The sequence below is a fragment of the Paenibacillus tyrphae genome (assembly GCF_000722545.1).
Taxonomy (GTDB): Bacteria; Bacillota; Bacilli; order Paenibacillales; family NBRC-103111; genus Paenibacillus_G; species Paenibacillus_G tyrfis.
On the sequence record NZ_JNVM01000003.1, the window covers coordinates 14517 to 38772 of the forward strand.

Annotated in this window: 30 protein-coding genes and 1 pseudogene; 4 read left to right on the forward strand and 27 right to left on the reverse strand. The window is 54.6% G+C overall.

The features are described 5' to 3' along the window. Nucleotides 1–35 precede the first annotated feature (35 nt). From ET33_RS02535 to ET33_RS02585, 11 genes are all read right to left on the reverse strand, one after another. A complete protein-coding gene (locus ET33_RS02535; RefSeq protein WP_036676505.1) occupies nt 36–356 on the reverse strand; it encodes an ArsR/SmtB family transcription factor in 321 nt (106 codons plus the stop codon). Continuing rightward, complete coding sequence (locus ET33_RS02540) at nt 344–643, reverse strand: hypothetical protein (protein ID WP_036676086.1); 300 nt, start codon at nt 641–643, stop codon at nt 344–346. Before ET33_RS02540 ends, ET33_RS02535 begins: the two co-directional genes overlap by 13 nt. Before the next feature lie 51 nt (nt 644–694). Next, complete coding sequence (locus ET33_RS02545) at nt 695–1231, reverse strand: GNAT family N-acetyltransferase (RefSeq protein WP_036676088.1); 537 nt, start codon at nt 1229–1231, stop codon at nt 695–697. 130 nt (nt 1232–1361) lie between these two features. Beyond that, nucleotides 1362–1904 carry a DUF1697 domain-containing protein gene (locus ET33_RS02550; protein ID WP_036676098.1) on the reverse strand — a complete coding sequence of 181 codons (543 nt, stop codon included), beginning with the start codon at nt 1902–1904 and terminating at the stop codon, nt 1362–1364. Between the two features lie 3 nt (nt 1905–1907). Next, complete coding sequence (locus ET33_RS02555; protein ID WP_036676101.1) at nt 1908–2372, reverse strand: hypothetical protein; 465 nt, start codon at nt 2370–2372, stop codon at nt 1908–1910. A gap of 83 nt (nt 2373–2455) precedes the next feature. Next, nucleotides 2456–3052 carry an NAD(P)H-dependent oxidoreductase gene (locus ET33_RS02560; protein ID WP_036676104.1) on the reverse strand — a complete coding sequence of 199 codons (597 nt, stop codon included), beginning with the start codon at nt 3050–3052 and terminating at the stop codon, nt 2456–2458. Continuing rightward, nucleotides 3052–3495 carry an SRPBCC family protein gene (locus ET33_RS02565; protein WP_036676112.1) on the reverse strand — a complete coding sequence of 148 codons (444 nt, stop codon included), beginning with the start codon at nt 3493–3495 and terminating at the stop codon, nt 3052–3054. Before ET33_RS02565 ends, ET33_RS02560 begins: the two co-directional genes overlap by 1 nt. A gap of 71 nt (nt 3496–3566) precedes the next feature. Then, nucleotides 3567–4220 (reverse strand): TetR/AcrR family transcriptional regulator, encoded by a 654-nt coding sequence (locus tag ET33_RS02570; RefSeq protein WP_036676114.1) that lies wholly within the window; start codon nt 4218–4220, stop codon nt 3567–3569. 191 nt (nt 4221–4411) lie between these two features. Next, on the reverse strand, nt 4412–5527 hold the full coding sequence (locus ET33_RS02575) for an NADH-dependent flavin oxidoreductase (RefSeq protein WP_036676117.1): 1116 nt from the start codon (nt 5525–5527) through the stop codon (nt 4412–4414). A 62-nt stretch (nt 5528–5589) separates the two neighbouring features. Next, a complete protein-coding gene (locus ET33_RS02580; protein WP_036676120.1) occupies nt 5590–6027 on the reverse strand; it encodes a GNAT family N-acetyltransferase in 438 nt (145 codons plus the stop codon). Nucleotides 6028–6126: 99 nt separating this feature from the next. Then, nucleotides 6127–6903, reverse strand: a complete 777-nt coding sequence (locus tag ET33_RS02585) for a DUF1836 domain-containing protein (protein ID WP_036676121.1) — start codon at nt 6901–6903, stop codon at nt 6127–6129. A gap of 319 nt (nt 6904–7222) precedes the next feature. Between ET33_RS02585 and ET33_RS02590 the strand changes: the two genes are divergently transcribed. Next, nucleotides 7223–8188 (forward strand): cation diffusion facilitator family transporter, encoded by a 966-nt coding sequence (locus ET33_RS02590; RefSeq protein WP_036676123.1) that lies wholly within the window; start codon nt 7223–7225, stop codon nt 8186–8188. Here the strand turns inward: ET33_RS02590 and clpP are convergent. From clpP to ET33_RS02605, 3 genes are read right to left on the reverse strand one after another with little or no spacing between them, the layout of a single operon-like run. Continuing rightward, a complete protein-coding gene (gene clpP / locus ET33_RS02595; RefSeq protein WP_036676125.1) occupies nt 8185–8769 on the reverse strand; it encodes an ATP-dependent Clp endopeptidase proteolytic subunit ClpP in 585 nt (194 codons plus the stop codon). The genes ET33_RS02590 and clpP overlap by 4 nt on opposite strands. An 18-nt stretch (nt 8770–8787) precedes the next feature. Continuing rightward, nucleotides 8788–9330 (reverse strand): hypothetical protein, encoded by a 543-nt coding sequence (locus tag ET33_RS02600; RefSeq protein ID WP_036676127.1) that lies wholly within the window; start codon nt 9328–9330, stop codon nt 8788–8790. Beyond that, nucleotides 9327–9746: a MerR family transcriptional regulator gene (locus ET33_RS02605; protein ID WP_036676130.1), complete on the reverse strand. Its 420-nt coding sequence runs from the start codon at nt 9744–9746 to the stop codon at nt 9327–9329. The genes ET33_RS02600 and ET33_RS02605 overlap by 4 nt, the downstream gene beginning before the upstream one ends. A gap of 204 nt (nt 9747–9950) precedes the next feature. Here ET33_RS02605 and ET33_RS02610 point away from each other — a divergent pair, with 204 nt between their 5' ends. Further along, the gene (locus ET33_RS02610) at nt 9951–11147 is read left to right on the forward strand and encodes an MFS transporter (RefSeq protein ID WP_081890182.1); all 1197 of its coding nucleotides are present in this window, start codon (nt 9951–9953) and stop codon (nt 11145–11147) included. Nucleotides 11148–11151: 4 nt separating this feature from the next. On the opposite strand, the gene ET33_RS02615 is transcribed toward ET33_RS02610, so the two are convergent. The 8 genes and pseudogenes from ET33_RS02615 to infC all read right to left on the reverse strand — a co-directional run bounded on the left by ET33_RS02615 (nt 11152) and on the right by infC (nt 18230). Beyond that, nucleotides 11152–12051, reverse strand: coding sequence for an aldo/keto reductase (locus ET33_RS02615; protein ID WP_036676137.1), 900 nt, complete (start codon nt 12049–12051; stop codon nt 11152–11154). A gap of 244 nt (nt 12052–12295) precedes the next feature. Continuing rightward, on the reverse strand, nt 12296–13195 hold the full coding sequence (rarD, locus tag ET33_RS02620; protein ID WP_036676139.1) for an EamA family transporter RarD: 900 nt from the start codon (nt 13193–13195) through the stop codon (nt 12296–12298). 461 nt (nt 13196–13656) lie between these two features. Continuing rightward, nucleotides 13657–14218 (reverse strand): annotated as a pseudogene (locus ET33_RS02625) (permease). A gap of 121 nt (nt 14219–14339) precedes the next feature. Then, nucleotides 14340–14936 carry a TetR/AcrR family transcriptional regulator gene (locus tag ET33_RS02630; RefSeq protein ID WP_036676142.1) on the reverse strand — a complete coding sequence of 199 codons (597 nt, stop codon included), beginning with the start codon at nt 14934–14936 and terminating at the stop codon, nt 14340–14342. 3 nt (nt 14937–14939) lie between these two features. Further along, complete coding sequence (locus ET33_RS02635; RefSeq protein ID WP_036676144.1) at nt 14940–15668, reverse strand: MBL fold metallo-hydrolase; 729 nt, start codon at nt 15666–15668, stop codon at nt 14940–14942. Between the two features lie 227 nt (nt 15669–15895). Next, a complete protein-coding gene (locus ET33_RS02640; protein WP_051775070.1) occupies nt 15896–16777 on the reverse strand; it encodes a phosphotransferase family protein in 882 nt (293 codons plus the stop codon). A 37-nt stretch (nt 16778–16814) separates the two neighbouring features. Next, complete coding sequence (locus ET33_RS02645) at nt 16815–17663, reverse strand: class I SAM-dependent methyltransferase (protein ID WP_235206629.1); 849 nt, start codon at nt 17661–17663, stop codon at nt 16815–16817. 87 nt (nt 17664–17750) lie between these two features. Further along, complete coding sequence (gene infC / locus ET33_RS02650) at nt 17751–18230, reverse strand: translation initiation factor IF-3 (protein WP_036676148.1); 480 nt, start codon at nt 18228–18230, stop codon at nt 17751–17753. A gap of 63 nt (nt 18231–18293) precedes the next feature. On the opposite strand from infC, the gene ET33_RS02655 reads away from it, so the two are divergent. Further along, nucleotides 18294–18602, forward strand: a complete 309-nt coding sequence (locus ET33_RS02655; protein ID WP_036676150.1) for a hypothetical protein — start codon at nt 18294–18296, stop codon at nt 18600–18602. 759 nt (nt 18603–19361) lie between these two features. Here the strand turns inward: ET33_RS02655 and ET33_RS02660 are convergent. The 5 genes from ET33_RS02660 to ET33_RS02680 all read right to left on the reverse strand — a co-directional run bounded on the left by ET33_RS02660 (nt 19362) and on the right by ET33_RS02680 (nt 23090). Continuing rightward, nucleotides 19362–19601 carry a YkuS family protein gene (locus ET33_RS02660; RefSeq protein ID WP_036676153.1) on the reverse strand — a complete coding sequence of 80 codons (240 nt, stop codon included), beginning with the start codon at nt 19599–19601 and terminating at the stop codon, nt 19362–19364. Between the two features lie 48 nt (nt 19602–19649). After that, entirely contained in the window at nt 19650–20228 is a 579-nt protein-coding gene (locus tag ET33_RS36195; protein WP_051775071.1) for a hypothetical protein, read from the reverse strand. A 27-nt stretch (nt 20229–20255) separates the two neighbouring features. After that, a complete protein-coding gene (locus ET33_RS02670) occupies nt 20256–21026 on the reverse strand; it encodes a (S)-benzoin forming benzil reductase (protein WP_036676155.1) in 771 nt (256 codons plus the stop codon). 125 nt (nt 21027–21151) lie between these two features. Further along, nucleotides 21152–22381: an NAD(P)/FAD-dependent oxidoreductase gene (locus tag ET33_RS02675; protein ID WP_051775072.1), complete on the reverse strand. Its 1230-nt coding sequence runs from the start codon at nt 22379–22381 to the stop codon at nt 21152–21154. 184 nt (nt 22382–22565) lie between these two features. Continuing rightward, complete coding sequence (locus ET33_RS02680) at nt 22566–23090, reverse strand: hypothetical protein (protein WP_036676159.1); 525 nt, start codon at nt 23088–23090, stop codon at nt 22566–22568. A 207-nt stretch (nt 23091–23297) separates the two neighbouring features. Here ET33_RS02680 and ET33_RS02685 point away from each other — a divergent pair, with 207 nt between their 5' ends. After that, a complete protein-coding gene (locus tag ET33_RS02685; RefSeq protein WP_036676160.1) occupies nt 23298–24215 on the forward strand; it encodes a DMT family transporter in 918 nt (305 codons plus the stop codon). Nucleotides 24216–24256 lie beyond the last annotated feature (41 nt).

Below are 24256 nucleotides of genomic sequence, written 5' to 3' on the forward strand. Positions count from 1 at the left end.
AGGTTTAAACTTATGAACTTATTAATCAAAAAAAATTAGTTACTTTCCTCCACCGCGACGATCAAATCTTTAATCAGCTGCAGCGAACCGCGCAAATTTTTGCTTAAGCGATAATATTTCTCTTTGCCGCTGCGGTCGAAATCGATCAGATCGGCCTGTCTTAAAATTTTCAAATGGTGGGAAATTGCGGGCCTGGAAATATCCATACGCTCGGTAATTTGATTGACGTTCAAGCTGTTCTGCTCCAGCAGAAGCGTAATGATCTGCTGCCGGTTGACATCGCCCAAAGCTTGGAAGATCGGTGTGCTTAGCTTGAATTTTTCGAGAATAACGGGCTCTTTGCTTATTTGCTCGATTCGAAAAACCGCAAAACGATCAGCAAAATCTCGCAAAATATCTTCCAGATCACAACAGCTACCGCAAAAGCGACAACACCGTACACGAATCCCTTCGGAAGATCGTTTACCGCCTTGGCCGTGTAAAAATATCCTTCTTTAACCGTGGCCATATAGGTATTCGTCCTATAGATTTCTTCTCCGAATAGGACGGCTTTATAAGCTATTGGAATCCACCCTGTATAAAACAAAACCGTGATTAGCCGGATCGGCGGCGTCTCCCCAAACTTGAACAGTTTGTTCCACATCGCAGACTCCCTCCTATCGCCGTGAACATCACAAATCGCTGCTTGTTCAAGTCAATTTCCTTCCTTGCCAGAGGCTTCATTTCTGCTTATCCGGTATACATAGGTCAGCAGGTTCCGGTTTCGCGGATTCGTAAACTGCGCTTCCCGCTTCATTCCTAATTTTTCGGCCACCTTTTGCGAGGCAAAATGGTCGTGCGGCATATTGGCGCATACGCAGTCGAATTTCAATGGACCGAAGCCATATTCCAAGCAAGCCTTGGCCGCTTCGTACCCATAGCCTTGATGCCAGTAAGGATGGTGAATGATATAGCCCAGGTCGTTTTCGAAGCGATCTATGATTTTAGATTTCATGAAGCCGCAGTCACCGACGAACTTCCGATTCGCCTTCAGAAAGACAGCCCATCTGCCATACCCTGAATCTTGATAGCTTCGAATGCTTCGCTCCAGCCAACGATGGACTTGCTCATCGCCAAAAGGCTGCGGCCAGAAGCGCATCGTCTCAGAGTCGGAAAGCAGCATCTTGAGTTCATCGAAATCGTTTTCCTTATACTCCCGGATAAGCAATCTTTCCGTCGTAATCGTTAACATAAGCGTTCAGGCTCTCCTATGATTAGATTCTCGTTCGCAGCTGGACCGCGGCTATGTTCCAACCGTGCCCAAATACTAAACGCAATAGCAAGAGTAAAAGTTACAGAACTTAGTAAGATATGCAGTTTCTTCATCGTCTGCTGAGATCGGCAAGCTTGTTGACCGTTTCCCAATTCCTTGTCGTCGCGGTCACCTTCAGCTTCTTTTCCACAAAATTATTCGAAAATAAAGATTTCCCGTACCCCTTCCGGGATAAAATATATACTTCCCGGCTCAGCACCCGGAAATCGTCCACATCGTTGTTGTACGACTCGAAATGTTCTATCGCTTCGGCGGTCGGCTGCGATGCGAGGAAGGTTACATATACTTTTTCACCTTCCTTGAGCACCGCGACGGCAAACGGATTTCGCTTAATGACCTCATCAAGCTCGTCTCTGCTCCTGATCACGACGGGAACGTCGTACCCTAGCGCCTCGTTTAACGTGCTTTCGATCCGATCGCGAAGAACGATTGTATCCGTTTCCGTCGTCTCGAAGATGACGTTCCCGCTCTGAATGTAAGTCGTCACCTCCTGCAGCTGCATCGATTCGAAAATGCTTTTCAAGCGGTCCATTTTAATTATTTTTTGTCCGCTCACATTAATCCCGCGCAGCATCGCAACGTAAGTATTCATTGTTTAGGACCCTACTTTCTGCAATTGTTGTTCGATATAATCGATCGCCTCGTCTTTATTCTTGAACACCCATTCGATCGTTTCCAGCCCTTCATCGCTGTTGATTCCAAGCAGCAGCGTCCTGACGGCCTCCTCGCAAGGCGGGCCCACGATGACAGCCAGGGGTAGGGCCGGCTCGCAGCAGCCTGTACTGACATCTAGCGCCAACTCCAGCATATCTCCCCATTCGTACTTCAGATCGGACCAGTCCAAAATAACCGCATCCGGTTTCCAGGCTTCCAGCGCCGCCCGCCCCATCGCTTTCATATATACCGCATCGCTGTTCCCCGCCGAGCCGAAGCCGTATTCGCCCGAGTATTTTATAATCATCATATCGCGATATTCCACAGTCTTTGACGGCCCAACAAAATAATCAACTTGAATATCGCTTAATTCGGATAATTTTACTTCCCGAAAATCGGATTTCATAGCGTCCACCCTCACCACTTTTTCTAAATCATCCCATTATACCAAATATCGCGTTTAAAAGGAGGGAGTCCGTGGTGTAAGGACTACTTCTGAGCTGCCTTCATTTTTTGTTTCATCTCGTCCAGCATTCGCTGTCTGGCTATTCGGGGATCGAGTTCAGGGTTCAAGATGTATTGGAGATACTGTTTGGCGCTGCTTTCGATCTGCTCGTCCGTTGCTTGTGCCGCGCCGTACAATTTGAAATGCGGGAGCATCGTCATGCCGATTTGGTTGGCAAGGGCTTGCAAGGGCCGGGTCAGTTCGCTGATGGTGTAACCGATCAAGCCTCCTGCCTGGTAAGACGCTTCCACCCCTCCGATGGAGATGGCAAGCAAAAGTTCTTTACCTGCTACGGCCCTGCCGCCGGGTCCGAACAGCCAGGCCGTTGTGAAGACTTCATCCAGCCATTGCTTTAACAGCGACGGCGTGCTGTACCATTGAAGCGGAAATTGCAAAACAAGGCGATCATGCTCGGCTAGCAGAGCTTGCCCGCGCTCGATGTCAATGGTTTTTTCCGGATACGCTGCATACAACTCGTGCACATTCACTCGATCGGGATGCTGGCGCAATTCCGTTATCCAACGTTTGTTGACGCGCGACTGTTGCAAATTCGGATGGGCTGCGATAACCAATATTTTCATCATTTTTCATCTCCTTTTTTATGACATCGGCTGTCCGCTTGAACTTCCGCTTCAATCGTTTGTTTCATCACTTCAGCTCCCCGTTCTACGCGCATTCGGATCTCCGCTTCGAGCTCATGAGGCAAAAAGTCGGTGATCCAAACAAGCCGGCTGCGGCTATCATTCTCGGCAAAGACTTGGAACGACGCATGGTGGTGCACAAGCGGCATACGTCCTTCCACTACTGCGTACGCCAGCCGACGCACCTCGTCATCCACAGCTACGATAAGTTCACGCACGACCGCTCCGTTCGAAAAGGTGAGAATTCGGTAATCGCCATCCAGACGTGTATCCACGGTATAGCCGGGTACGAAGCGCCGATGCACCGCGCCGACATCACGCACCGCATCCCACACTTGCTCGGGTTTGGCCTCAATCATAATTTCCTTGCGAATCGTAGCCATATTCCAATCACTCTCCTTATTGCCATCATATTTTTGATTGACATATAAGTCAATAATAAAAGTAAAAAAATTTATTGAGGCTTAAACAAAGACACAGACGATTCGACCACCTGATTCAAAATCTTCTTCAACTGCTCTTTCAATGCCGTTTCCGGAATACCTTGCGCTATAAGTTCCTGCTGCACCTGATCCAGATAATTCATCCCCTGAGACACAGAACCCCAGAATTGCATAGCCATCAGATTAGCGTCACCTGGTTGAATCGTGCCCTGCCCGACTCCCCTTTCAATCGCTTGAGTCATCGGATACATGAAGCTTTTCACCCACTCGAACGGAGAAAACTCTTCCGGCGTATACAAGTGCTGTAAATCCAAACTAATCCGCATGTAAAATCGCGGTATTACAGGATCCTCCAAGACACGTTCACATACGATGTGAGCATAATTCTTAAACAGCTCAAACACAGATCCCTCTTGTTCGAAGAAGGTCTTCGTAAATTTTCTGGATTCCTCCATCATGACTTCATAAAGCTCGCGGAACAATGCCTTTTTACTCTTAAAATAATAGTAGACCAACCCATGCGCAAGCCCAGCCTGACTCGCGACATCCCCCATCTCGGATGCCGAATAGCCTTTATCGACATACACGCGGATCGCCGCCTGCAAAATTTCTTGTTTACGCTGCTTCCGAATTTCTTCGTTTTGCTCTCTGGTACGAGGAGACATGTCGCTTTTCACCTTTTCATTTGACTTTGATATTAGTCGAAATTATAGAGAATAACAATCCCGATTGTCAATCAAAAAACAAGTCGACCGGTTTCTTAGCTTCATGAAAATAAAAAAACTCCCCGTTCCAAAAGGATGGAGAGTTGTAACCTTCCTACTTGCTGCATTTCGCTTGGATGAAAGCTTGCTGTCTAGGCTTCGGCTTCGACCGGGAACCAGCCCGGGACGGTTAAGATCATCTTCCAAAGCGAATCCGGGATGGCGAGGCTTTCCTGATCGTTCTTGGACAGCGTCATACGAAGCTCCCGCTCGCGTCCTTGCGCCACTTTAGCAACCCAATCCGGCTCGATGATGAGCGCGCGGCCGATCGCGATGAGCGGAATTCCCGACTCCAGCGCCTGCACGGCGTCTTGAGCGGTGCGGATCGCTCCCACACCGATCACCGGGACCCGGGTGCCGACCAGCTCCTGAATGAGCTCCAGGCGGGTTCGGGAATCGTCCGCCCCGCGCCGGGGAACGGACCGGAAATCATTGAGCGAGATATGGAGATAATCGAGTCCACGACCCGCAAGCACCTCGACAAAAGCTAACGTATCCGCCATTGTAATCCCCGGCGTTTCTGGCTCCTCAGGTGAAAGCCGGTACCCGACGATGAACGGTTCCTTTGCATGTTCGCGTACGACCCGCTGCACCTCGTCGATCAGCTCCAGCGGGAACGTCATGCGCTTCTCCAGCGTTCCGCCCCAGCGGTCGGTGCGGCGGTTGGAGTGCGGGGAGAAAAACTGGTGAATGAGAAATCCGTTGGCCCCGTGAAGCTCGACCCCGTCGAAGCCGGCTTCGATCGCCCGTCGGGTCGCTTCGCCGAACGCCCGGATGATTCCGGTGATCTCGGAATCGGTCAGTTCGCGGGGCACGGCTGCCCCTTCTTTTTCTTCCGGGATCGCGCTTGCACTCACGAGATCTCCGCCCGGAAAGCACTTGCGTCCGCCGTGAACGATTTGCAGAATCGCCTTGGCTCCTTCGCTCTTGATGGCTGAGGCCAGGCGGCTCAGCCCGGGAATCAGCTCGTCGCGGTCGGCGAGCGCCGTCCCCGGGAAGCTCCCGTCGGCAGTGACGCCGGCTGCGGCAGTGATCAGCATGCCGACCCCGCTGGCCCGTCTTGCATAGTATTTAATTTCCACATCCGAAACGGACCCGTCCGCCAGCGAAGCGGAATGCGTCATCGGTGCCATGACGATGCGGTTTTTCAGTTCGATCCCATTCGGTAACGTGAACGGCTCGAGCATGGGTTGAACGGATTTCGTCATTTGCTGCATCTCCCTTACTGTTGATTGTGTTTAGTATAACAAACAATCACTGACAATGACTGTCAGGGAATCAGCTTCATCAAGATCGTCTCTTGCGGATACTCGGTGCGGCACCATCGATATTTCTTCAATACGCCAGGATGTACGGCAGACTCGTTCTCCACCCGTTTGTAGCCGAACCGGCTGTAGAAGGACTCCAGATGCGCGAACGGAATACAGTAGACGTGCGGAATCCCCCGCCGCCCGGCCTCCTCCACCAGCAAACCGACGATGGCGCTTGCCGCCTGCTTCCCCCGGAAGCGCTCCTGCACATAGATGCCGCCCATCTCGTAGGTATCCTGCCCCATGTTGACTAAGCGGCCGACGCCGGCCATTTCCCCGTTCCATTCGGCGAGCGCGATAATTTCGTTCCCATAATCGGATGCGGCGAATCCCACTTCCCGGTACTGCTCGTTCACCCAAGGCATGTCTTCTTCCCGTGCGGCTCTCAAGGTTAGCATGACCAAATTCCCTCCCTTCACGGTAACATTATAGCACGAGCCTGCGGGCAGGGCCTGTCCGAGAACAAGTTGCAGCTAAAGTTGCCGCGACATAAAACGCTACACCAGATCCTGCAAAAACAGCGTTGCGTTCAAATAACGTTTGGCCAGGGATTGAAAATACGAGGTCTGCACCGACACCATAGCGATAAAAATCGTATGGCTCAGCAGCTTTTTCTGCCCGTCGCTCAATCCTTCCACCGTCCCGGCATAGTCGTCGGCTTTTTGCTTGATTAACTGCTCCAGCATATGGTCATGGTTACGCAGGCCGCTGTCGTGTCCGGACAGGTCCAGCACTTGGTCATTGTTTTGGTCGAGCTCTTCAAAGATCGAGGAGTACGCGGTGTACAAGCGTAGCGGGGAAACGACATCGTCGGCATCGTCGTCCGGGCGGTTGAAGACGAGCGTCAGCAGCTTGCGGATCGACTCGAAATCAAGCGTCGCCTTCAAATCGTCGATTATGAACAAGATGGCGGTTTGATCGATCGAATATTTTTTCCCTAGCCGCGGCGAAGGAATCAGCGACTTGAAATCGCGCTTCACCCAATTTTGCACCGAAGTGACCGAATACTGCGCGTATTCGATCTGATTGCCGAGCGCAACGATATCGGTTAACGAGAAGCCTTCGCCCGTGTTTTTCATCTTGATCAGCTTCTCGAAGATCGGAGGCAGCGAGGTGGATACGAACGCCCCCAGCGTCTTGCCGTGCTCCATGTCCGACCGGTGCGATTTGGCCCAGGCCTCCTGCAGTGTAGCCAGCGGCGTCCGATCCGTCTTCCCGGTAAGAGACATCAGCAAGCCGGCCATTTGTTTTCTCGTTAAATAAAAGGTTTCCATAAGCAAGCCCCTTCGTTGCAATGAGTTCATTTGAACTAATCATAAGACTTTGTAGTGAGAATGTCAAAACGCTCATCCCGCTAAGATTGAGCTTGCTACGGCATTCTCTTTCTCGTTTCTGACGTATTTTCGCCGAGAATGCTTCAAAATAGACTTTGTTATTCAACTCAAAAGGTCGTAATATAAGTTCATAAGAACTTGTAAATTAAAAGTTCATCATGCCGCTTCTGCCGCTAAGGTAAACGGGCTACACTAGGAACGACTAGGCCGCAGCCGGCAGTAAGCGTATCAAACTCGAAAACGATGAGGAGAGCAAACGATGGGATTATGGGCTTTACTTAAAAAAGGAAATACTTCTTCCTTAATGGCGGCGCTAGGAAATACGGCGGTCGCGGCTGCCAAGGGAGTCGCCGCAGCGCTTAGCGGAAGCGGTGCGATGTTCGCGTCGGCCATGCACTCGGTAGCGGATGCGATCAACCAAGGGTTTGTTTTTGCGGGAAGCGTGCTCGCGGAAAAACAGCCGACCCGGCGGTTTCCCACCGGCTTCGGCCGTGTAATCAATCTGTTCTGTATGGTCGCGGTCATGGTCGTTTTCTTCATGGCTTACGAAACGATTCTGGAAGGCTTTCATCTGCTGGCCCACCCCGTGCAAGCTTCGAATTTCTGGCTGAACTTTGCCATCCTGCTGATCGCCATCCTGATCGACGGTGCCATCCTGTGGAAGGCGATGAAAGAAATCGTCCGCGAAGCGCGCGTGGAAGCCAAAGGACTTGCGATCATACCGGCCGCATTTCGGAATGTCGGGCGTTCCGCCCCTCCTACCCGGCTGGTCTTCTACGAAGATATCGTCGCGACGCTGGGCGCGTCTCTTGCCTTGATTGCGGTTATCGTCACGCAGCTGTCGGATTTCAAAATGCTGGACGGAATCGCCACGATCCTGATCGGATTTCTTATGGTCGGTGTGGCGTTCAAGGTCGGGTATGACAATATGGTAGGTCTGATCGGCGTAGCCGCGCCGAAGGATGTAGAGGACCGGGTCGCCGGCCTGCTGCTGGCCGACGCGGATGTCCGGGACATTAACCAGCTCCGCATCCTGCAGGAAGGCCGAACGTATCACGTCGACGGCTATGTAGAGCTCCGCGTCGGCTTGACGCTGGCGGACGCCGACGATATTAAGTTCCGCTTGAAAGCGATCCTGCTGAGCGATCCGGATATTACCGACGTTACGCTTGGCATTCTCGAAGACAACGGTGTCCGGGACTGGAGGCCGGAGCTTACTCCTTAAACGTCGCGGTACAGAATTTGGTCGATGATCCCGTAGGCCAGAGCGTCCTGCGCATTCATAAAATAATCCCGGTCAGTATCGCGTTCGACCGTATCCAAGGGCTGCCCGGTATGTGCCGCGAGCAGCCCGTTCATTTTGTCGCGAAGCTTGAGTATTCTTCGGGCGCCGATCTCGATGTCCGAAGCCTGGCCTTGAGCCCCGCCTAGGGGCTGGTGAATCATGACTTCGCTGTTCGGCAGCGCGTAGCGTTTCCCTTTCGTACCGCCGGACAGAAGAAACGCCCCCATCGATGCGGCAAGTCCGATGCACAGCGTGCTCACATCGGGCTTGACATGCCGCATGGCATCGTAGATGGCAAGGCCGGCCGCAATCGAACCGCCGGGGCTGTTGATATACAGCTTGATTTCTTTGTCCGGATCGTCCGCGTCCAGAAACAAGAGCTGGGCGATGATCGCATTTGCTGCTTCGTCCGTAACCGGTCCGGTCAAAAACACGATCCGGTCCTGCAGCAGCCTGGAATAAATGTCGTACGTCCGTTCTCCGCGGCCGGTTTGCTCGACCACATAAGGAATCAGATGCATGAAACGTACCTCCTTCGGTTATCGATGATTAAAGCTGTAATCGATGCGGTACTTTTTCTCCCAATCCTCGAAATATCCGCTTCGCGGTCGAACGATCGGCGGGACAATAACGAATTCGCGTGCTCTTTCGGCCGCTCTGTCTTGAAGCCTGCATTGCAGCGCCTTGACTCGTTCGACCACTTCCTCGTCAACCGGCCAATCTTCCGCGTCGTCCTCCACTTTTAACTCCAGTGAGATGCCTTGGACCGCACGGACCTCCGTTTCTCCATCCTTGTATTCCACAACGATTCCAAGTTCCGCCCTGCCGCAAGCTGCCGCCTCCTCGGTGTACAGTTCGAGAAATACGTCATGATCCTCCGGCGAATTCCCGAGCAGAATAATACAGAGGTCGGTTTCCGGGTAGCCGTTCAAATTCGGAGAACGATGCACGCCTAGAGGCAGGTCAACCGTCAGCCGAACATCCGTGATGCTCCCGGCCTGAGGCAGATTGAAACGGACCCACAGATGATTCATGCCTTCCTCATGCTCCATGGCTTGCTTCGCGAGCCTTGCGACGATCATGGCCGGTTCTCCCCTTTCATGACGTCCGAAACGGCGGCAATAATTTTTCGTTTCAGTTCGCCCGGGGTTTGCGGCCCCACCGTGATATACACATCGTCGCTGATTCGGCACGTCTCGTTCTCCAGTACGCGCTCCGGGCGGTACATGTCCATGCTCTCTCCGATCCGCCTTATTTCGTCCAACGGCAAACCCTTCAGCCTCTCCTGAATGGCGGCAAGCGTCTCTCCGGTCTTGGAAAGCGTCAGAACCGCGCGAAAATAATGCAGATGCTTATCCGTGTAGACACGCTTGTTGCCCGCCAGTTCAAGCGGAGGAACGATCCCGATCTGCGTGTAATAGCGCACGGTCCGAAGGTTGATCCCCGGTTCGTCCTGCTGAAGCAGCTCCGTGATTTGCTTGGCCGTATAGCCGTTCATCCGATCACCTCGTAACAGTTTAGTGTTTGTTTTACAGTTTACTGTAACATATGCAGTTGACTGTAATTATATCCGTCGGCATGCAAAATAGCAATAATCAACAAAAAAAGCGTACGAACTCGTTCACCGAGTTCATACGCTTGGGTGCGCATCGTCCGCAGGCCTGATTTTCATTGTCAATCCGCCGGAGCAATGAGATAATTATTGTCGTTCCTCATTTTGCTGACGAAAGCGCGGGATCGCACGATGGCTATGTCGTATTTTCTATTGTTCTACTTCATCATTTACATGGGCAATGCCATATACGGGACGTACATTCCTGTTTATTTTCAATCGATCGGCGCGACGCCGACCCAAATCGGGGCGCTGCTCAGCGTCGGTCCGTTCGTCGCCGTGCTGGCTCAACCGCTGTGGGGCACCGTCGGGGACCGGGCCAAGACGAAAAATGCCGTCCTCGGTTGGCTGATCGCGGGCAGCGGGGCAATGATTCTGCTGTTTCCCTTCTCCGAAGCGTTCTTGTATTTGCTTGTCGTCGTATGCTTGTTTACGTTTTTCCAAACGTCCATCTTCGCCTTGAGCGACGCCATTACGCTGGAAGAATTGGAGAAGCACAAGCGATGGTCGTTCGGCCCGATCCGGCTCGGCGGCACGATCGGCTTTGCGGTCATGTCCATCACCTTCGGCTGGATCGCCAAGGATCATATCGGCTATTTGTTTTACGCGTACGCCTTGGTCATGCTGGTGTCGCTGCTGCTGCTGGCCAAGTTCCCCAAGGTATCGGGATACCAGTCGGCCGGCAACAAAATGCAGGTGTGGGTGCTGTTCAAAAACCGCAAGCTCGTCACCTATCTGGCGATTAATCTGATATTGCAAATTACAATGGGGTATTATTATACGTTTTTCCCAGTGTACTACAAAGAAATGGGCGGCGACAGCGTGCTGCTCGGCTGGTCGATGGTTATATCGTCCCTGAGCGAAATCCCGTTTCTGCTGTTCGCTTCCAAGATTATGAAGCGCGTTCGCATGACGCATATTTTGCTTTTATCGAGTTTGGCGGCCATGGCCCGCTGGTTCATCTTCTCGTTCACGGACAACCCCTATTGGGTACTCCCTACCCAACTGCTGCACGGGCTCATCTTTATCGTGCTGACCGTCACCATGGCGATGTATATCAACCAGGAAGTGCCGAAGGAGCTCAAGGCGAGCGGCCAGACGTTGAACGGGCTGCTGAATCTCGGCCTTGCCCGGATCATCGGCAGCTTCTTGGGCGGCTATGCGAGCGAGGCATACGGCATGCGGAACGTCTTTATGTTCAACGGCTGGGTCGCCGCCGCCTGCGCCGCAGCGATCGTCATCATCGGCCTCAGGCGAGCCCGCTCGGAGCAGGCGCTTGATGCCTGACGTGTTACCCTTGCCCTCTCCAGTCCTGACCGGACGCCGTTTCGCGCCAACGGCTGCGAATCGCTTGCAGCTGCGCTTCCGGCAGGACCCCTTTCCCCGCCAGCTCTGCGTTCTGCACCCAGCGGTTCGGGTTCGCCGTGCCGACAATGGCCGTGCTCACGCCCGGAATACTCAGCGTGAACCGCAGAGCAATCTCGACCGACTGCTCCAAGTCCCCTTGCAGAAAATCGTAACGAAGCCGCTGTAACCGCTCCCAATACGGCTCATGGTAAGCCGAAACGGGCTTCTCCCCCGTCCGCCAGGCCACATTCGCGAGCGGTCTCTTGGCAATGACACCCATCCCTCGCTGGACAGCTTCCGGTATCGTAAGCTCTATGGCCTCCTGATCCGCAATGTTGACCGACGTCTGCAGCGTATCGAACGCCCCGCAGCGGATCGCATAGAGCGCCGCCTCGCGGTCGCCGCTGTAGCCGATGTAGCGCGCTTTTCCCGCCTCGCGCGCCCGCTGAAGCACCTCAATGACGTCCCCTTGCTTCAACAGCTCTTCCGAACAGCTGTGAAGCTGAATCAAGTCGATATAATCCGTCTTCAGCCGCTTCAAGCTCCGGTCGATGCTTTGGGCGAGCAGATCCGGGTCCCAGTCCGGAATGGCAAATCCGGAGGCATGTCCGCATTTCGTGAACAAATAGTAGTCCTTCCGGCGGTGACCGACCGCTTGTCCGATCAGCTCTTCACTGCCTTTATAGCATTCCGCCGTATCGATCATATTCAAGCCTGCATCCAGCGCCGAATCAAGCAATCGCTCTACGGTCGATACGGAAGCGCCTTCAAAGCCGATCTCCGCTCCGCCGAATCCAAGCATACTGAGCTGCATATCCGTATTTCCTAACTGACGTCTTTCCATGGCTTGTCACTCCTTCGCTTCGGATTAATATTATCTTAACAAATATTTACTCCTTTGTAAGCCGCAAGCGGTCAGGAATAAGAAAAGCTTCTTGTCGAAGCCCTTTCGAAGAAGATACATTCGTGTTTTAGAGGAAGCTTTTCTTGAAATGATAGAATGGTTCAGCTCCGCTGAAAACTTATACATTCTATCCTTATAACAAAAAGCCGGCCGACCCAAACGGTCGAACCGGCTTCCGTGAAGCTCATCCCTTCTGCACTCCGGTATCCGCCGCACGCATCGCAAGTCTGCCCTTCAGCGAGCTCAGCGTGAACAGCAGCAGCGCGCTCCAGATCAGGCAAAAGCTGATCAGGTGCACGGTCGTGAACGGCTCGTCGTACAAAGTGACACCCAGAATGAGGCTGATGGTCGGAGCTAAATATTGCAGGAACCCGACGGTCGTCAGCGACAGCCTTTGAGCCGCCTTGGCAAACCAAAGCAGCGGCATCGCCGTGGCCACTCCTGACGTTGCCAGCAGCAGCTGGTAGCCTGTGCTTAACGATGATGTCGTCGATTGGCCTGTCATCCCCACAACAAGCAAATAAACGGCAGCCACAGGCAGCACGACGATCGTTTCCCCGGCGAGGCTCACCATCGGCTCGAGTCGCATTTTCTTTTTGACGAGCCCGTACACTCCGAAGCTCATCGCCAGAGCCAACGATACCCAAGGTACCGATCCGTAGCTAAAGGTCAGAACGGTTACTCCAACCGTGGCAAGCGCCATGGCCATCCATTGTACCGCGCGAAGCCTTTCGCCCAAAAAACAGACTCCAAGCAGCACGCTGATCAACGGATTGATGTAATAGCCCAGGCTCGTTTCGACAACGCGGTCATGGTTGACGGCCCAGATGTAGATAAGCCAGTTGAGGCTGATCAGCAGGGAGCACCCCACCATTGGCAAAACATTTTTGCGCTCGGAAAAAGCGCTCTTCAGCGCCTTCCAACGGCCGCCGATCAACAGCAGCAGCGCAACGAATACGAAGGACCACACGACGCGGTGGCCTAATATTTCTCCTGAGGATACGGAAATAAAGGTTTTCCAAAACAACGGCAAAAGGCCCCAGGCAAGGTAAGCCAGCAGCCCGTAACCAATCCCAGCATTCACGTTTCTCTCTCCTTCTCTATTTCTATATAAGCCGAATGACTAAAGAAACCATTATACTCCCGATCCGAGTATCCGGCAAGCACGACTTTGATGAACACGACGCTTTTATCGGGACTGTCTGCGGATACTTTTATCGATAAAATAACAAAAAGCAATGAAGACGAAAGCGACCGCTAACAAGGGAAGAACCGCGCCAAATAAATCCATGGAAAGAAATCCGGCTATCGTGTGAATAAAGGTTATAACCATCCGATCAGCTCCTTTTTCTAATTAGGTCCCGGTATCGGCAATCAAATGCTTGCTCGTGATGTACCAATGGTCCGTATCTCCCCTACATTTCACCGACCTTATTTTTCGGAGTGCCTATAGTTGTGATTATATCGGAAATTCAAGTTATTGGAAACCAGTAAAAAGGAGACTTCCCATCTCCTGCTGACATGAGATGTAAGTCTCCTCATTCTTTAACCAAACACATCCGTTACAAGCGAAAGGGTTAATAACAAACCCATGATGCCGCCTGCCGCAACAGCCCACCCTCGACGGCTTCGTTCCGCCGCCGCCGTGACCGACCGGTAATACAGCACGGCCCCGAGCAAGACCAAAGCGGATTCCAGCACGATGCTGACTGTCGGGACCTGCCACAAGCCAATGCCGAGCAGCGGAAAGCCGCCTGCATTCCCCGGAAAAAGAGGCATATTGGCCCGGTGTACGAGCAGATCGAGCAGCCAGTGGCTAAATACGACCGAACCGATCGCCACACCTCCCCGGCTCCCCCACAGCTTTCCGGCTCCCCAACCGGCAAGAATCGCAAGCAGCAAGGCCCAGAGAGTGCGTGTAATCCGCGTGAATCAGGCTTTCTCCGTAGCCTTCGCCCGCGATAGGCTCCAGCGTCTCCGCACCCGACAGCAGTAAGGGCACGAAAACGACGTCCAACAGCTGCGTACTCAGCATCAGCGCCCACAACGGAACGTTCGGGGTCTTGGCCTTCACTACCGCGGCTAGTCCGAAATGACCTGCGAACATGACCTAGCCCTCCTTTTTCGGGTACGAGCTTGCTTTAGCTTTGGCTTTGGCGTCCAGCCACCCGCACCCAAGCGTGAATAAAAGCACAAAGACGATAAAGCTCATGCCGGTTTCCTCCCTCTCAAGTCGGCTTTGACTCCGCCTTTGCCCTCCGCTTCATCTCGTGCAGGCCCGCAAGAAAGGTATCGAGCAGCAGCCGGAAGCTGACGTCGAGATCGAGCGGCAGCCCGAAGCCTCCGCGCTGCTCAAGCGATGAGAAGCCGTGCAGGAGGCTGCGCAGTCCGCGTACGGCATGCAGCGCCGCATCGTCCTTCAGCTCGTACGCCTGCAGTGCGCGGACCACGAGATCGACCGTTTCGCCGGCCAATCGCCGCACCTCCTCGTCCTGCGGGTCGGGAGCGCGGAGCGTCGCATCGTACAAGCCCGGATGTGCGCGGGCAAACGCCACGTAGGCTTTGCCTAGCTCGCGTACCGCATCGTCTCCCGAGCGCCCGACAACGGCCTGCGTCATGACGTGCAGAAGCTGCTCCAGGCCGTGGACGGCCAGCTTGCTGCGCAGCCCGCTTAATCCGTTCACATGGTTATAGAGGGAAGGAGACCGAACGTCCAGCTTCTGAGCGAGCGAAGCCAGCGTGACTTCCTCCAGACCGCGGGTATCGGCGATTTCAACCGCGGCTTGCAGGATCGTAGGCAGATCGAGACCGATTCTTGGCGACATCGTTTACACGCTCCTTTTCGCGGTGATGGGCAGAGTGCGCTCGGCGTCGGCAATGGCGCGGTCGATCGCTTCTTCGGGACGGCTGAGCATGCTCCCGTGCCCTACCGCCAGCAGCGAAGGCCGATGCTCCCAAAGCTTACGGGCGCTATCCAGCGCAAGCTCCTTGCTCCAGGTTGCCATCGCCGGAAACGGAAACCAAGGCCGAACTTGGCCCGACACGGCCATGCCGCCTCTTATCTGGAACGCGTCGCCTGCGATCAATGCCCGGTTACGGGTGTCCAGGAAGGCCATCGAGCCCGGCGTATGTCCCGGGGCCGCGACAGCCAACAGCGAGCCGACCCGGTCGCCGTCCTGAAGCAGCACCTCGGCTCGCGTCCGCACGTTCTTCGGCACGCCACCGCGGACCGGAGTATCCGGCTCGCCTGGGTCCAGCGTGACATCGCCCGCCAGCAGCCGCGCATCCCGAGCGGAAATATGCACCGGAACACCGGGCAGCGCTTGCTTCAGCTTATCGAGTGCCCCGATATGATCGTCGTGCGCGTGGGTCAAGACAATGCGTGTAATCGGCTTCCCGATCGTTTGTGCCGCTTGAAGAATTCCTTTGTCACTATACGGCAGCGCCGCATCGATCAATGTCAAGCCGTCGTTCTCTTCAACAAAGTAACAATTTACCGGAAAAATCCGCGGCATAAACGTCAGTTGGTAGACGGTCAGTTCTTGTTTGATTTGCATCGTTATATCGCCCCTTAGTCAAATAACTAATATCGTTAGTTTTATATTAACTAATGTCATTAGTTTTTGCAAGCCTATTTTTCTGGCGGATGAAAAAACAAAAAAACAGTTACCTCGGAAGATAACTGTTTCCGTTTCCTTTTGACCTAAACATGGTTTCAAGCTGAGCTTTTGCGCGCCACGGCAGAACGCCCGGTCGCCCGCGCCGCTTCTCTGCCCCGTACAGCTTACTTATAAGCTTCGATCCCGTCGCGAAACGCTTGCGGGTCGTCGTTCTCCAAGCCGAACAGCGCTTCCTGCAGCGCGAACGTCCCTTGATAAAATTTCACCCGCTCCAGCAGCCCTTCAATATCCGGATCAAGCTCGATCATATACCGCAAAAACGGCTCCCCATAAGAGGCGAGCAGCCCTGCATAATCCACCGCCGGGTCTCCCGGACCGGATGAGCCGAAATCAAGGATGCCGCTAATTTTGCGCCGCCCCGGATCGTAAAGAATGTTCGAGCCCCCAAAATCGCCGTGAACGAGCACCGTCGTTATTCGAAAATTGGACCCATTGCCAAGAAAGCCCACAAAGTGCCGCTCCGTCCATCGCTGCGCTTCCCGGTTCATGTGAGGATACAGCTTCGCCCGGATGCGCTCGAACAGCTCCGACCATTCGCGGTAACCGTCGTACTCCGGCCCGGACTCTCCCAATGCATCGGCAGGTACGCTGTGCAATTCGTTTAAAAACGCGGCAAGCTGCCGGGCAATCCCGCGAACCGTGGGGACACCTGCGCTCTCCAGTTCCCTCCACTGCCCGTCCAGTAACGGTTCCCCGGGAATTTTCGGGTAGCCGACAAACACGCTGCCGACCCGATCGGATTGGTGATTCCATTTCGCCGGGGCCGGAACCGGGATCGACACCCGCTCCTTCACGGTGTTTAGAAGCCCGACTTCGTAGCGAAGCCGATGGATACCTTCCGCATATTTGGGAAATCGGAAAATCCACTGCGCATTGACCAGCAGCACATCGTTGTTTTGACCGGACTCAATGGCCTCGACCTCGAGCAGCGGCAGCTCGGGACAATAGTGTCTGAGCGATTCCATGTACAATGCTTTATGTTCCATACGCATCAACTCCCCTGCACCGGGACGCCGCGGCCGTTCACGCTTCTGCCGGCTTCGTCGCCCGAATCGAAAACAGCATCGGGATATACTCCTTCCCCTTCATTCTCCACCAGCCGTCCTCGCCCTTCTCCATCAGCCCCGGAAACTTCTCATACATGCAGAAGGGAAACTCATGCAAGAATTCGATGCGCAGCCCGGCTTGAATCAATGCGGTTACAACGGAACCCAGCGAATGCGCCCATTCGTAGGTGACGGTATTGTCGAGCTTGGCGTTCCGGTCGGCATACGTGTCCTCGGTATCGAATACGATCGCTTCGTCTTCGAAATACGAATAAACCATGCGCAGCTCTCCATCGACGATTTCGAAAATATCGGCAAGCGGATGACCTTCGGCAATATAAAAGGTGCCGCCGGGCTTCAGCTTCTCATAGATGATTTCCGCCCACCGGGTCAGGTCCGGCAGCCAGCACAGAACGCCGTAAGACGTAAACACGATGTCGAACGTCTCCTCCGGCAGCACCTGAGGCACATCGTACACATTCGCGCATACGAACCGAGCGTCCAGCCCCAGTTTGTCATTCAGCGAGCGGGCCAGCTTGACCGCTTCTTCGGCAAAATCGACCCCGGTCACCCGCGCTCCGAGTCTGGCCCAAGACAAACTATCCTGTCCGAAATGACACTGCAGATGCAGCATCGACTTCCCCGCCACCTCGCCTAATTCGTCCAGTTCGACCGACAAGAGAGACGAACGGCCGGAAAGAAACGACGTCACGTCGTAAAATTCGGATTGCTCATGCACCGGCGCCCGGTCGTTCCAATTGTCCCGATTTTTGTTCATTCCGTATTCCATATGGTAAACCCCTTCCAAATTTACGATCTTTTCCATCCTATCGCACTTCCGAAAGAGGTGTAAATATCCAAAATTAGTTGAAGCTAAAAAATCCATCCCCGGCAGCAAACGTTCCCCGCAGCCCTAGTCGGTCAACGGATCGACTTGAACAGCCGCTTGCTTCCCGCTAAGCTGGATGCCCGTCTTCTTGCGTCCGCTCGCGGCTAGATCATTCAGCAGCGATTCGAGCAGCACTTTGGCTTGGGCCCCTTCCTTACCTTGAATCCGCACAACGAATTGGACGGTGTCTCCGGATTTCAAAATCCGCTCCGCCTGCTGCTTCTTCGTCTCGTAATCGTGTTCCTCGATCTGCGGCGTCAGACGAATTTCCTTCAGCTTCGGCGCCTGCTCGCGCTTGCGGGTTTGCTGCGCCTCCTCTTTTGCTTTCCCCGCGCGGACCAGCTTGCACGGCGGCGGACTGCTCATGAGGGACGTACATACCAAGTCGACCTTGAGCTTCCGAGCCATCGCCAGCGCCTCGGCGGTAGGGACGATGCCGAAATCTTCGCCGTCGACCCCGGTTAAATGAACTTCGGACGCTTTAATTTTTTCGTTAAGAATCATTGTGAACCCACCTGAACTTTCGATATAATGAACCCATCTTACCGCTTAAAAGGAGATTTTTCAATGAACCGCAAAGAAATCGAAGAACAAGTCATCCGCAATTATCAGCGGGACGAAAATATTATGATTCTCGCGTTCGCCCAGTGGTGCATCAACCACGGCCTCGATCCCGCCCTGCTGTATGAGCGCGCCTACCCGCAGCAGGAAGCGAACATCGCTCTTCAGCAAGCGCTGGAGCTCACCGTGCCGAAGGAGGAAGCCGGGGAAGTGCCGGACGATACGCTGCTCGGCGTGCTGTCCATGTTCGGCAACGAAGATCTGGCTTTCGTCGTTACGCAAGAAATCGCGAAGCGCCAAAAGTCCGGACGGTAGACCCGGCATCGCCGGAGCCGGAGTCATAGCTTGGGCCTGCAGCTCGCAGGCTCCCACCCGGCTTATTCCGCTCCCGACTGGCATCGAAACCTCGTCCTGAAAGCCACCCTCTAAGTGGCCGCAGGAACGAACAGCGCTCCCACTGCTATGGAAACGTGCTTCCATCCCTCCCCGACAATACCAGAGGAACGAATCCCCTCCCTTAGTCAACCGCTCCCAATCGCTTGCCGCCCACGATAGAGGAACTGCAATGCCTTATGTCACCCATTTCGCCGCTTTCAGCGCAAATAGAGGAACTGACGTTCGCTAAAACCCTCATTCCGCGGAACATGAACATTTTTCGACACGAATAAGTCATCCTGCTTCCTCTAAACCCCGACGAACAATCCAACGTTCCGCTTAACGCATCGAAATTCCTTTATTTCCCAACTTCATGTAGTTGCCAGTTGCACTCACTATCGATCGCACGCACTTGTCTTTTGCACACATTTGTCTTTTGCACACACTTATCAACTGCACATACCATTAGCCACACGCACATGTCGTCTTGCACGCACTTGTCATCCGTACGCACCATCAGCACCACCCAACTAGCGAATCATACAAACTGAAAATCCAACATATCCGCAAACCTCGAAAACCCATACATACCATAGCCGCAGCCCCGCCAAACTATTCTTAGCACACAAAAAAAGACCGGCTTCAATGGAATCCGGTCCTTGCGGTGTGTCCGCCGATGGCTGGCGGAGCGAAGGCGAATCAGCTTAAGCTTTGGTTCACTCGTTCAACAATCTGGTCGGATGTCATGCCTTGAGCATTGATAACGGAAGCTTTCGTTGTGGTTTCCGCGATGCCCAGTACGTCCTTGTCCTGTCCGGAAATAACGCAGCAGTCGCAATTTTGCAAACTCGCGTTATCGACGGATACGACTTCGTGCCCGCCTTGCTGCAGCGCGTCCTTTACATCCTGCAAGCTGTTTTCCACTGCAATTCTCGCCATGATCTTCCCTCCTTATCCAGATTGTAGTATGCCGAGCTCCGACCACTTTTATTCGCTGTCGCGGGCCCTCCCCTTCCGCTCGCCAACCTCGTCCGCATCGACCAAGCTGTCGACCAGATGGGCAAGCAGGCTTTCCATATCGCCGATATGGCTTTCATCGATTTTACGGATAAACTCGATATGTATCCGGTAAGCGCCCTTTTCATCCGAAGGCCCGCCTCCCAATTGTCCGGAACCGTCGTCCGGAACGAATTCCACCGACCTTTCGTGACGGACCCGGGCTTCCTCCGCCCACCGGTCCGCCATGGCCCGGTGGAGCTCCGCCGCGTGCTCGCAGTGGCTAAGCGGCATGTCCAGTCTTAGCGCGAGCTTGGCACCGGGCCGCTCGCCGTGTTCGATGAGCCGGAACCGTTCCCCGGCGAAGTCGGACAACACGCTGGTCATGCTGATTTCCGCTTGGCAGCAGCCTTCGTCACGTCGAATGCGCATGCTGAATATCCGTTTCATGCTGGCCAGATCGATGAAATCTTCCCGGCCGATGACCCGGATCGTTTGCTCCGCATCCAAATCGTACAAATGTCCTTCGAGCACTACTTTTAAATTATCGAAAATCGTCGGGTCAAACAAGGTAACTTCCCCTTTCGCAGCATGGCTTTACGCCTGCGGCAAATGGCGGATATCCAGCACGTCTCCCTGAGCGAACCGTCCGCCCTCCACCACGTTTATGATTCGCTCCGCCGCCTCATCCGGCGTATACAGTCCGCCCGTCTGCTTCAGCCCTACGAAGCGCTCCACCTCCGGGAACCGGTGCGGCTCCGTCCCTCGGATCAGCTCCTGCATACCCGTATCCACGACGCCGGGCGCGATCGAAACGACCTTCACCGCCTGCGGCCCGTCGCCTTGCTCCAGCCCGACGCAGCGCGTCAGCATATCCAGCCCGGCCTTGGTGACGCAGTAGCCGCTCCAGCCGGAATACGGCTTTTTCCCTGCGCCGGAAGAAATATTGACGATCGTTCTGGCCGTTGAGGCGGGCCAATCCTTCGTCGCCCGGATAAAAGCGGACATCAGCAGCATCGGGGCCAAAAGATTGACGTTCATCTGCTCCGTCAGCGTGAGGCTATCGGCCTGCTCCAGCGGCATGATCGGTTCCAGCATGCCTGCGTTATTGATCAGCGTGAGGGCGTCAAGCGGCTCCTTTTCAAGCGAACGGACGATCGTCGCGATCAGTGCCTCTATCCCGTCCACGCGTTTGAGATCGTATGCGTAATGCTCGGCTTTCCTCGGGGCAGCAGCTCCGCCCGCACGGTCGCCGGCGTCCGCCGCGGTCCGTGAAATTCCGATGACGCGGTGCCCGGCATCGAGCAAACGGCGGGTCAGAGCCAGTCCTAATCCTTTGGAAGCGCCGGTCACAACATAACCTTTCATTCAGGGTTCTCCTTCCACAAAAAACTCCCCTTCCAGCCCGACGTGATGCCGCATTGCAGCACAAGCACGTTAACCTTGAAGGGGAACCTCGCTATGGTCCTATTTCTATTGTACCATCGATTGGATTAAATTTCAGCTTTTGCTGCATGCCTCTCTGCCAGCTTGTGCCGGAGATCACTGCCGATCAAGCTTGCCGAATCCCATGTCAAATTCCGGACGAACAATCCCGCCTTTCCGGTCAGAATCAGGTTCATCCCCCATTGACGCATCCAGAACAATCCGTCCTCGGGACCGAGCCCGATGCAGTACAATGGCATGAACGACCGATGCTTCGGCCCTTCCTTTCCTTCCATCTCGGCCGCAATAATCTTCGCAAGCCGCTGCGCCTGCGGAATCGCCTCTTTGCACGTCATCGAGTCCTCTTGGCCTGTACGGGGGTCGATAATTCGCGCCCCGTCGCCAATCGCGTAAATGTCTCTTGTACCCTTAACGCGGTAATGGGCATCTACAGTTAATCTGCCGTCGGCTTCCGTCGGCAGCCCGAGCTGCTTCAACGCCGGATTCGGCTTGAGTCCCAGCGTCCACACGCATACGCCGGCAGGCAGCTTGGAGCCGTCGCTCAAATGCAGCACGCCGTCCGTATGCTTCGTGCCCCGGACGCCGTACCGTACGTTCACCCCGGCACGGCCGAGCCTGCCCTCGGCCTTGCGTCCGACAACGGCAGGGGCATTGTCCACCAGCCGCGTCCCCGAATGGACAAGATGCACCTCGGCCAAGCGAGGATCGAGCCCGCTCTGCTCCGCCTCCCGCTTCAACCAATAAGCGATTTCCGCCGAAGCCTCCATCCCCGTGATGCCGCCGCCTACGACCGCGACGGACAGCAGGCTTTTTTGCCGCGCGGGCTCCCGCTCCAACCGCGCCTGTTCCACCTTCCGCTTCAGCTCATTTCGGATTTGTTCGGCGGCCGCGACGCTTGTGAGCGGGATGCCTCCTTGCTCGAGCGGAGGCGAGACGACGATACTGCCTAGCGCAAGGATCAGCCGGTCGTAGGCCAGCGCGCCGGTCGTACCGTCCGGATAAACCACTTGAATCGTACGGTGGCTCGCCTTCACGGAAGTCAGCGCAGCGGTAATGCCGGTCACCTCATCGCCAAAATAGCAGGAGAACGGTATCCGAAGCTCCGGCTCCCCGACGGCCGCTTTAAACAGCAGCACCTTTCTCAAATGGTATGGCTCCTTATCAACCAGGATCAACCGAACCTTTTGTTTTGCATGGACATATTGCTTTTGCAGCGCCCGAACCGCATTCAGACCGGCGTAGCCTCCGCCGACGATAAGGATTGTTTTGCTTTCCATGGTGATCCACCCTCTCGCGTCTTTTTCGCATTCTACCCTTATGGCGAACGGAAGGGCCGGTTTGTGACAGCCTGCGCGAAAAAACGCAAAAAAGCCAACCGGGCAAATCCGGTTGACCTGTCGCCGGCGGCTTCCCTTGATCGGGATTCCGGCATGCATTGGGCCGCTGAGCGCGACCCGGCGGTTACGGCTTCATCAAGTCGTCTGCGGTAATCCCGTCTTCGACGGCGAATTCAAAATCGTACACGTCATACACTTGAACGGGAACCTCGGCCTGAATGATTTTCTCCATCAATTCAAGCTGGTCCGTCAAAATAGGCGCTTTCTCCCGCAGGGAGGTCAGCACGACCTCGGTTTCGATCGGATCGAACGATTCCCCGTATTGGGCATTATCAACGGCATTGATGACCATAAACGTCACATTCTCGTTAATCGGCAGCGGCGGGCTTGGGCGCCATGGGGCGGCAAGCGAACGCTCCAGCTTCTTCTTATTGAACGAGTCGTCGAAAAAGGCGATGAGCTCCCCGATTTTCGCTTTCACATGAGCATCGTCATCCGCGTCCGGCATGACCGGCTCGGGGCTGTCTTTCATCTCGTATAATTCCAATATCGTCGAATACGGAATCAAATATTCCACCGGGCGGCTTGGCGCCATGAGTTCACCATATACGGCCACAAGCACCGCCTCGATAACAAAACGCCGGGACATATTTCCAATTCCCCCCTATTGTGATGCGTCCGTTCCTAAGTCCGGCCTACATTCTTTCATATCACAATTGGGAATAAAAGTCCAACTTTGCAGACTTTCTCACGCTTTTCCGGGTTTTTCAATTCGGCTCTGTAAGAGTCGGGAATCCGGTGCTATAATAAAGCAATGTGCCTGTAACCGAACGTTATGAAATGGAGAGTTAATCTGATGAATGCTGCGAAACGTTTTCCCGTTCCTTTGCCGCTGCTGCTCGTGATCGGCATCGTCGCGATTTCTTTTTCAGCCATTTTTGTCCGCTGGTCGAATGCTTCGTCGTCGGTCATTGCAATGTACCGGCTGTTGCTGACCGCGGTCATTTTGCTGCCTTTGCTGATGCGTTACCGCCGCGAGGTGGCGCAGCTGCGTCTAAGCGACTGGGCGGGCTTGTTCTGGTCCGGCCTCGCGCTCGGCCTCCATTTCTTGTTCTGGATGGAATCTCTCAAGCTGACGACGGTCGCGAGCTCGACCGCGATCCTTTCGCTGGAGCCCGTCTTCGTCCTGATCGGCGCGTGCCTGTTCCTCGGCCAACGGACGAATATGCTGGCCGTGCTCAGCATGGCGGTCGCGATTCTGGGTGCGGCCATGATCGGTTGGGGCGACTGGGGGCTGACCGACGAAGCGCTGCTCGGCGATCTGCTGTCCCTGCTCGGAACGGCGGCGATGGCCGTGCAAATCCTGCTTGCCAAAAGCATGCTGAAGCGCATTCCCGCCTTTGTCTTCAGTTTCTTCGTCTTTGTGCTTGCCGCGCTGGTGCTCGCCGTATATAATGTGGCGGCCGGATTGCCTTTTACCGGCTACGACTCGCGAGAATGGGGCATCTTTCTGCTTCTGGCCGTCATTCCGACGCTGTTCGGCCACTATTTGTTCAACTGGCTGCTGAAATATATGCGTCCCGAATCCGTATCGATGAGCGTCCTCGGGGAGCCGCTGGGTGCAACGATTTTGGCCTATCTGCTGCTCGGCGAGAGCATCACGTGGATGCAAGCCGCAGCCGGCTTCGTCCTGTTGTCCGGCGTATGGATGTTCCTCCGCTCGAACGAACGGAAAGCCGTCGCCGCCCAGACCGGCAGAACAGAGATGACCTAATACGCAAAAAGCCGCTGCTTCCCGGAAACCCGGGGGCAGCG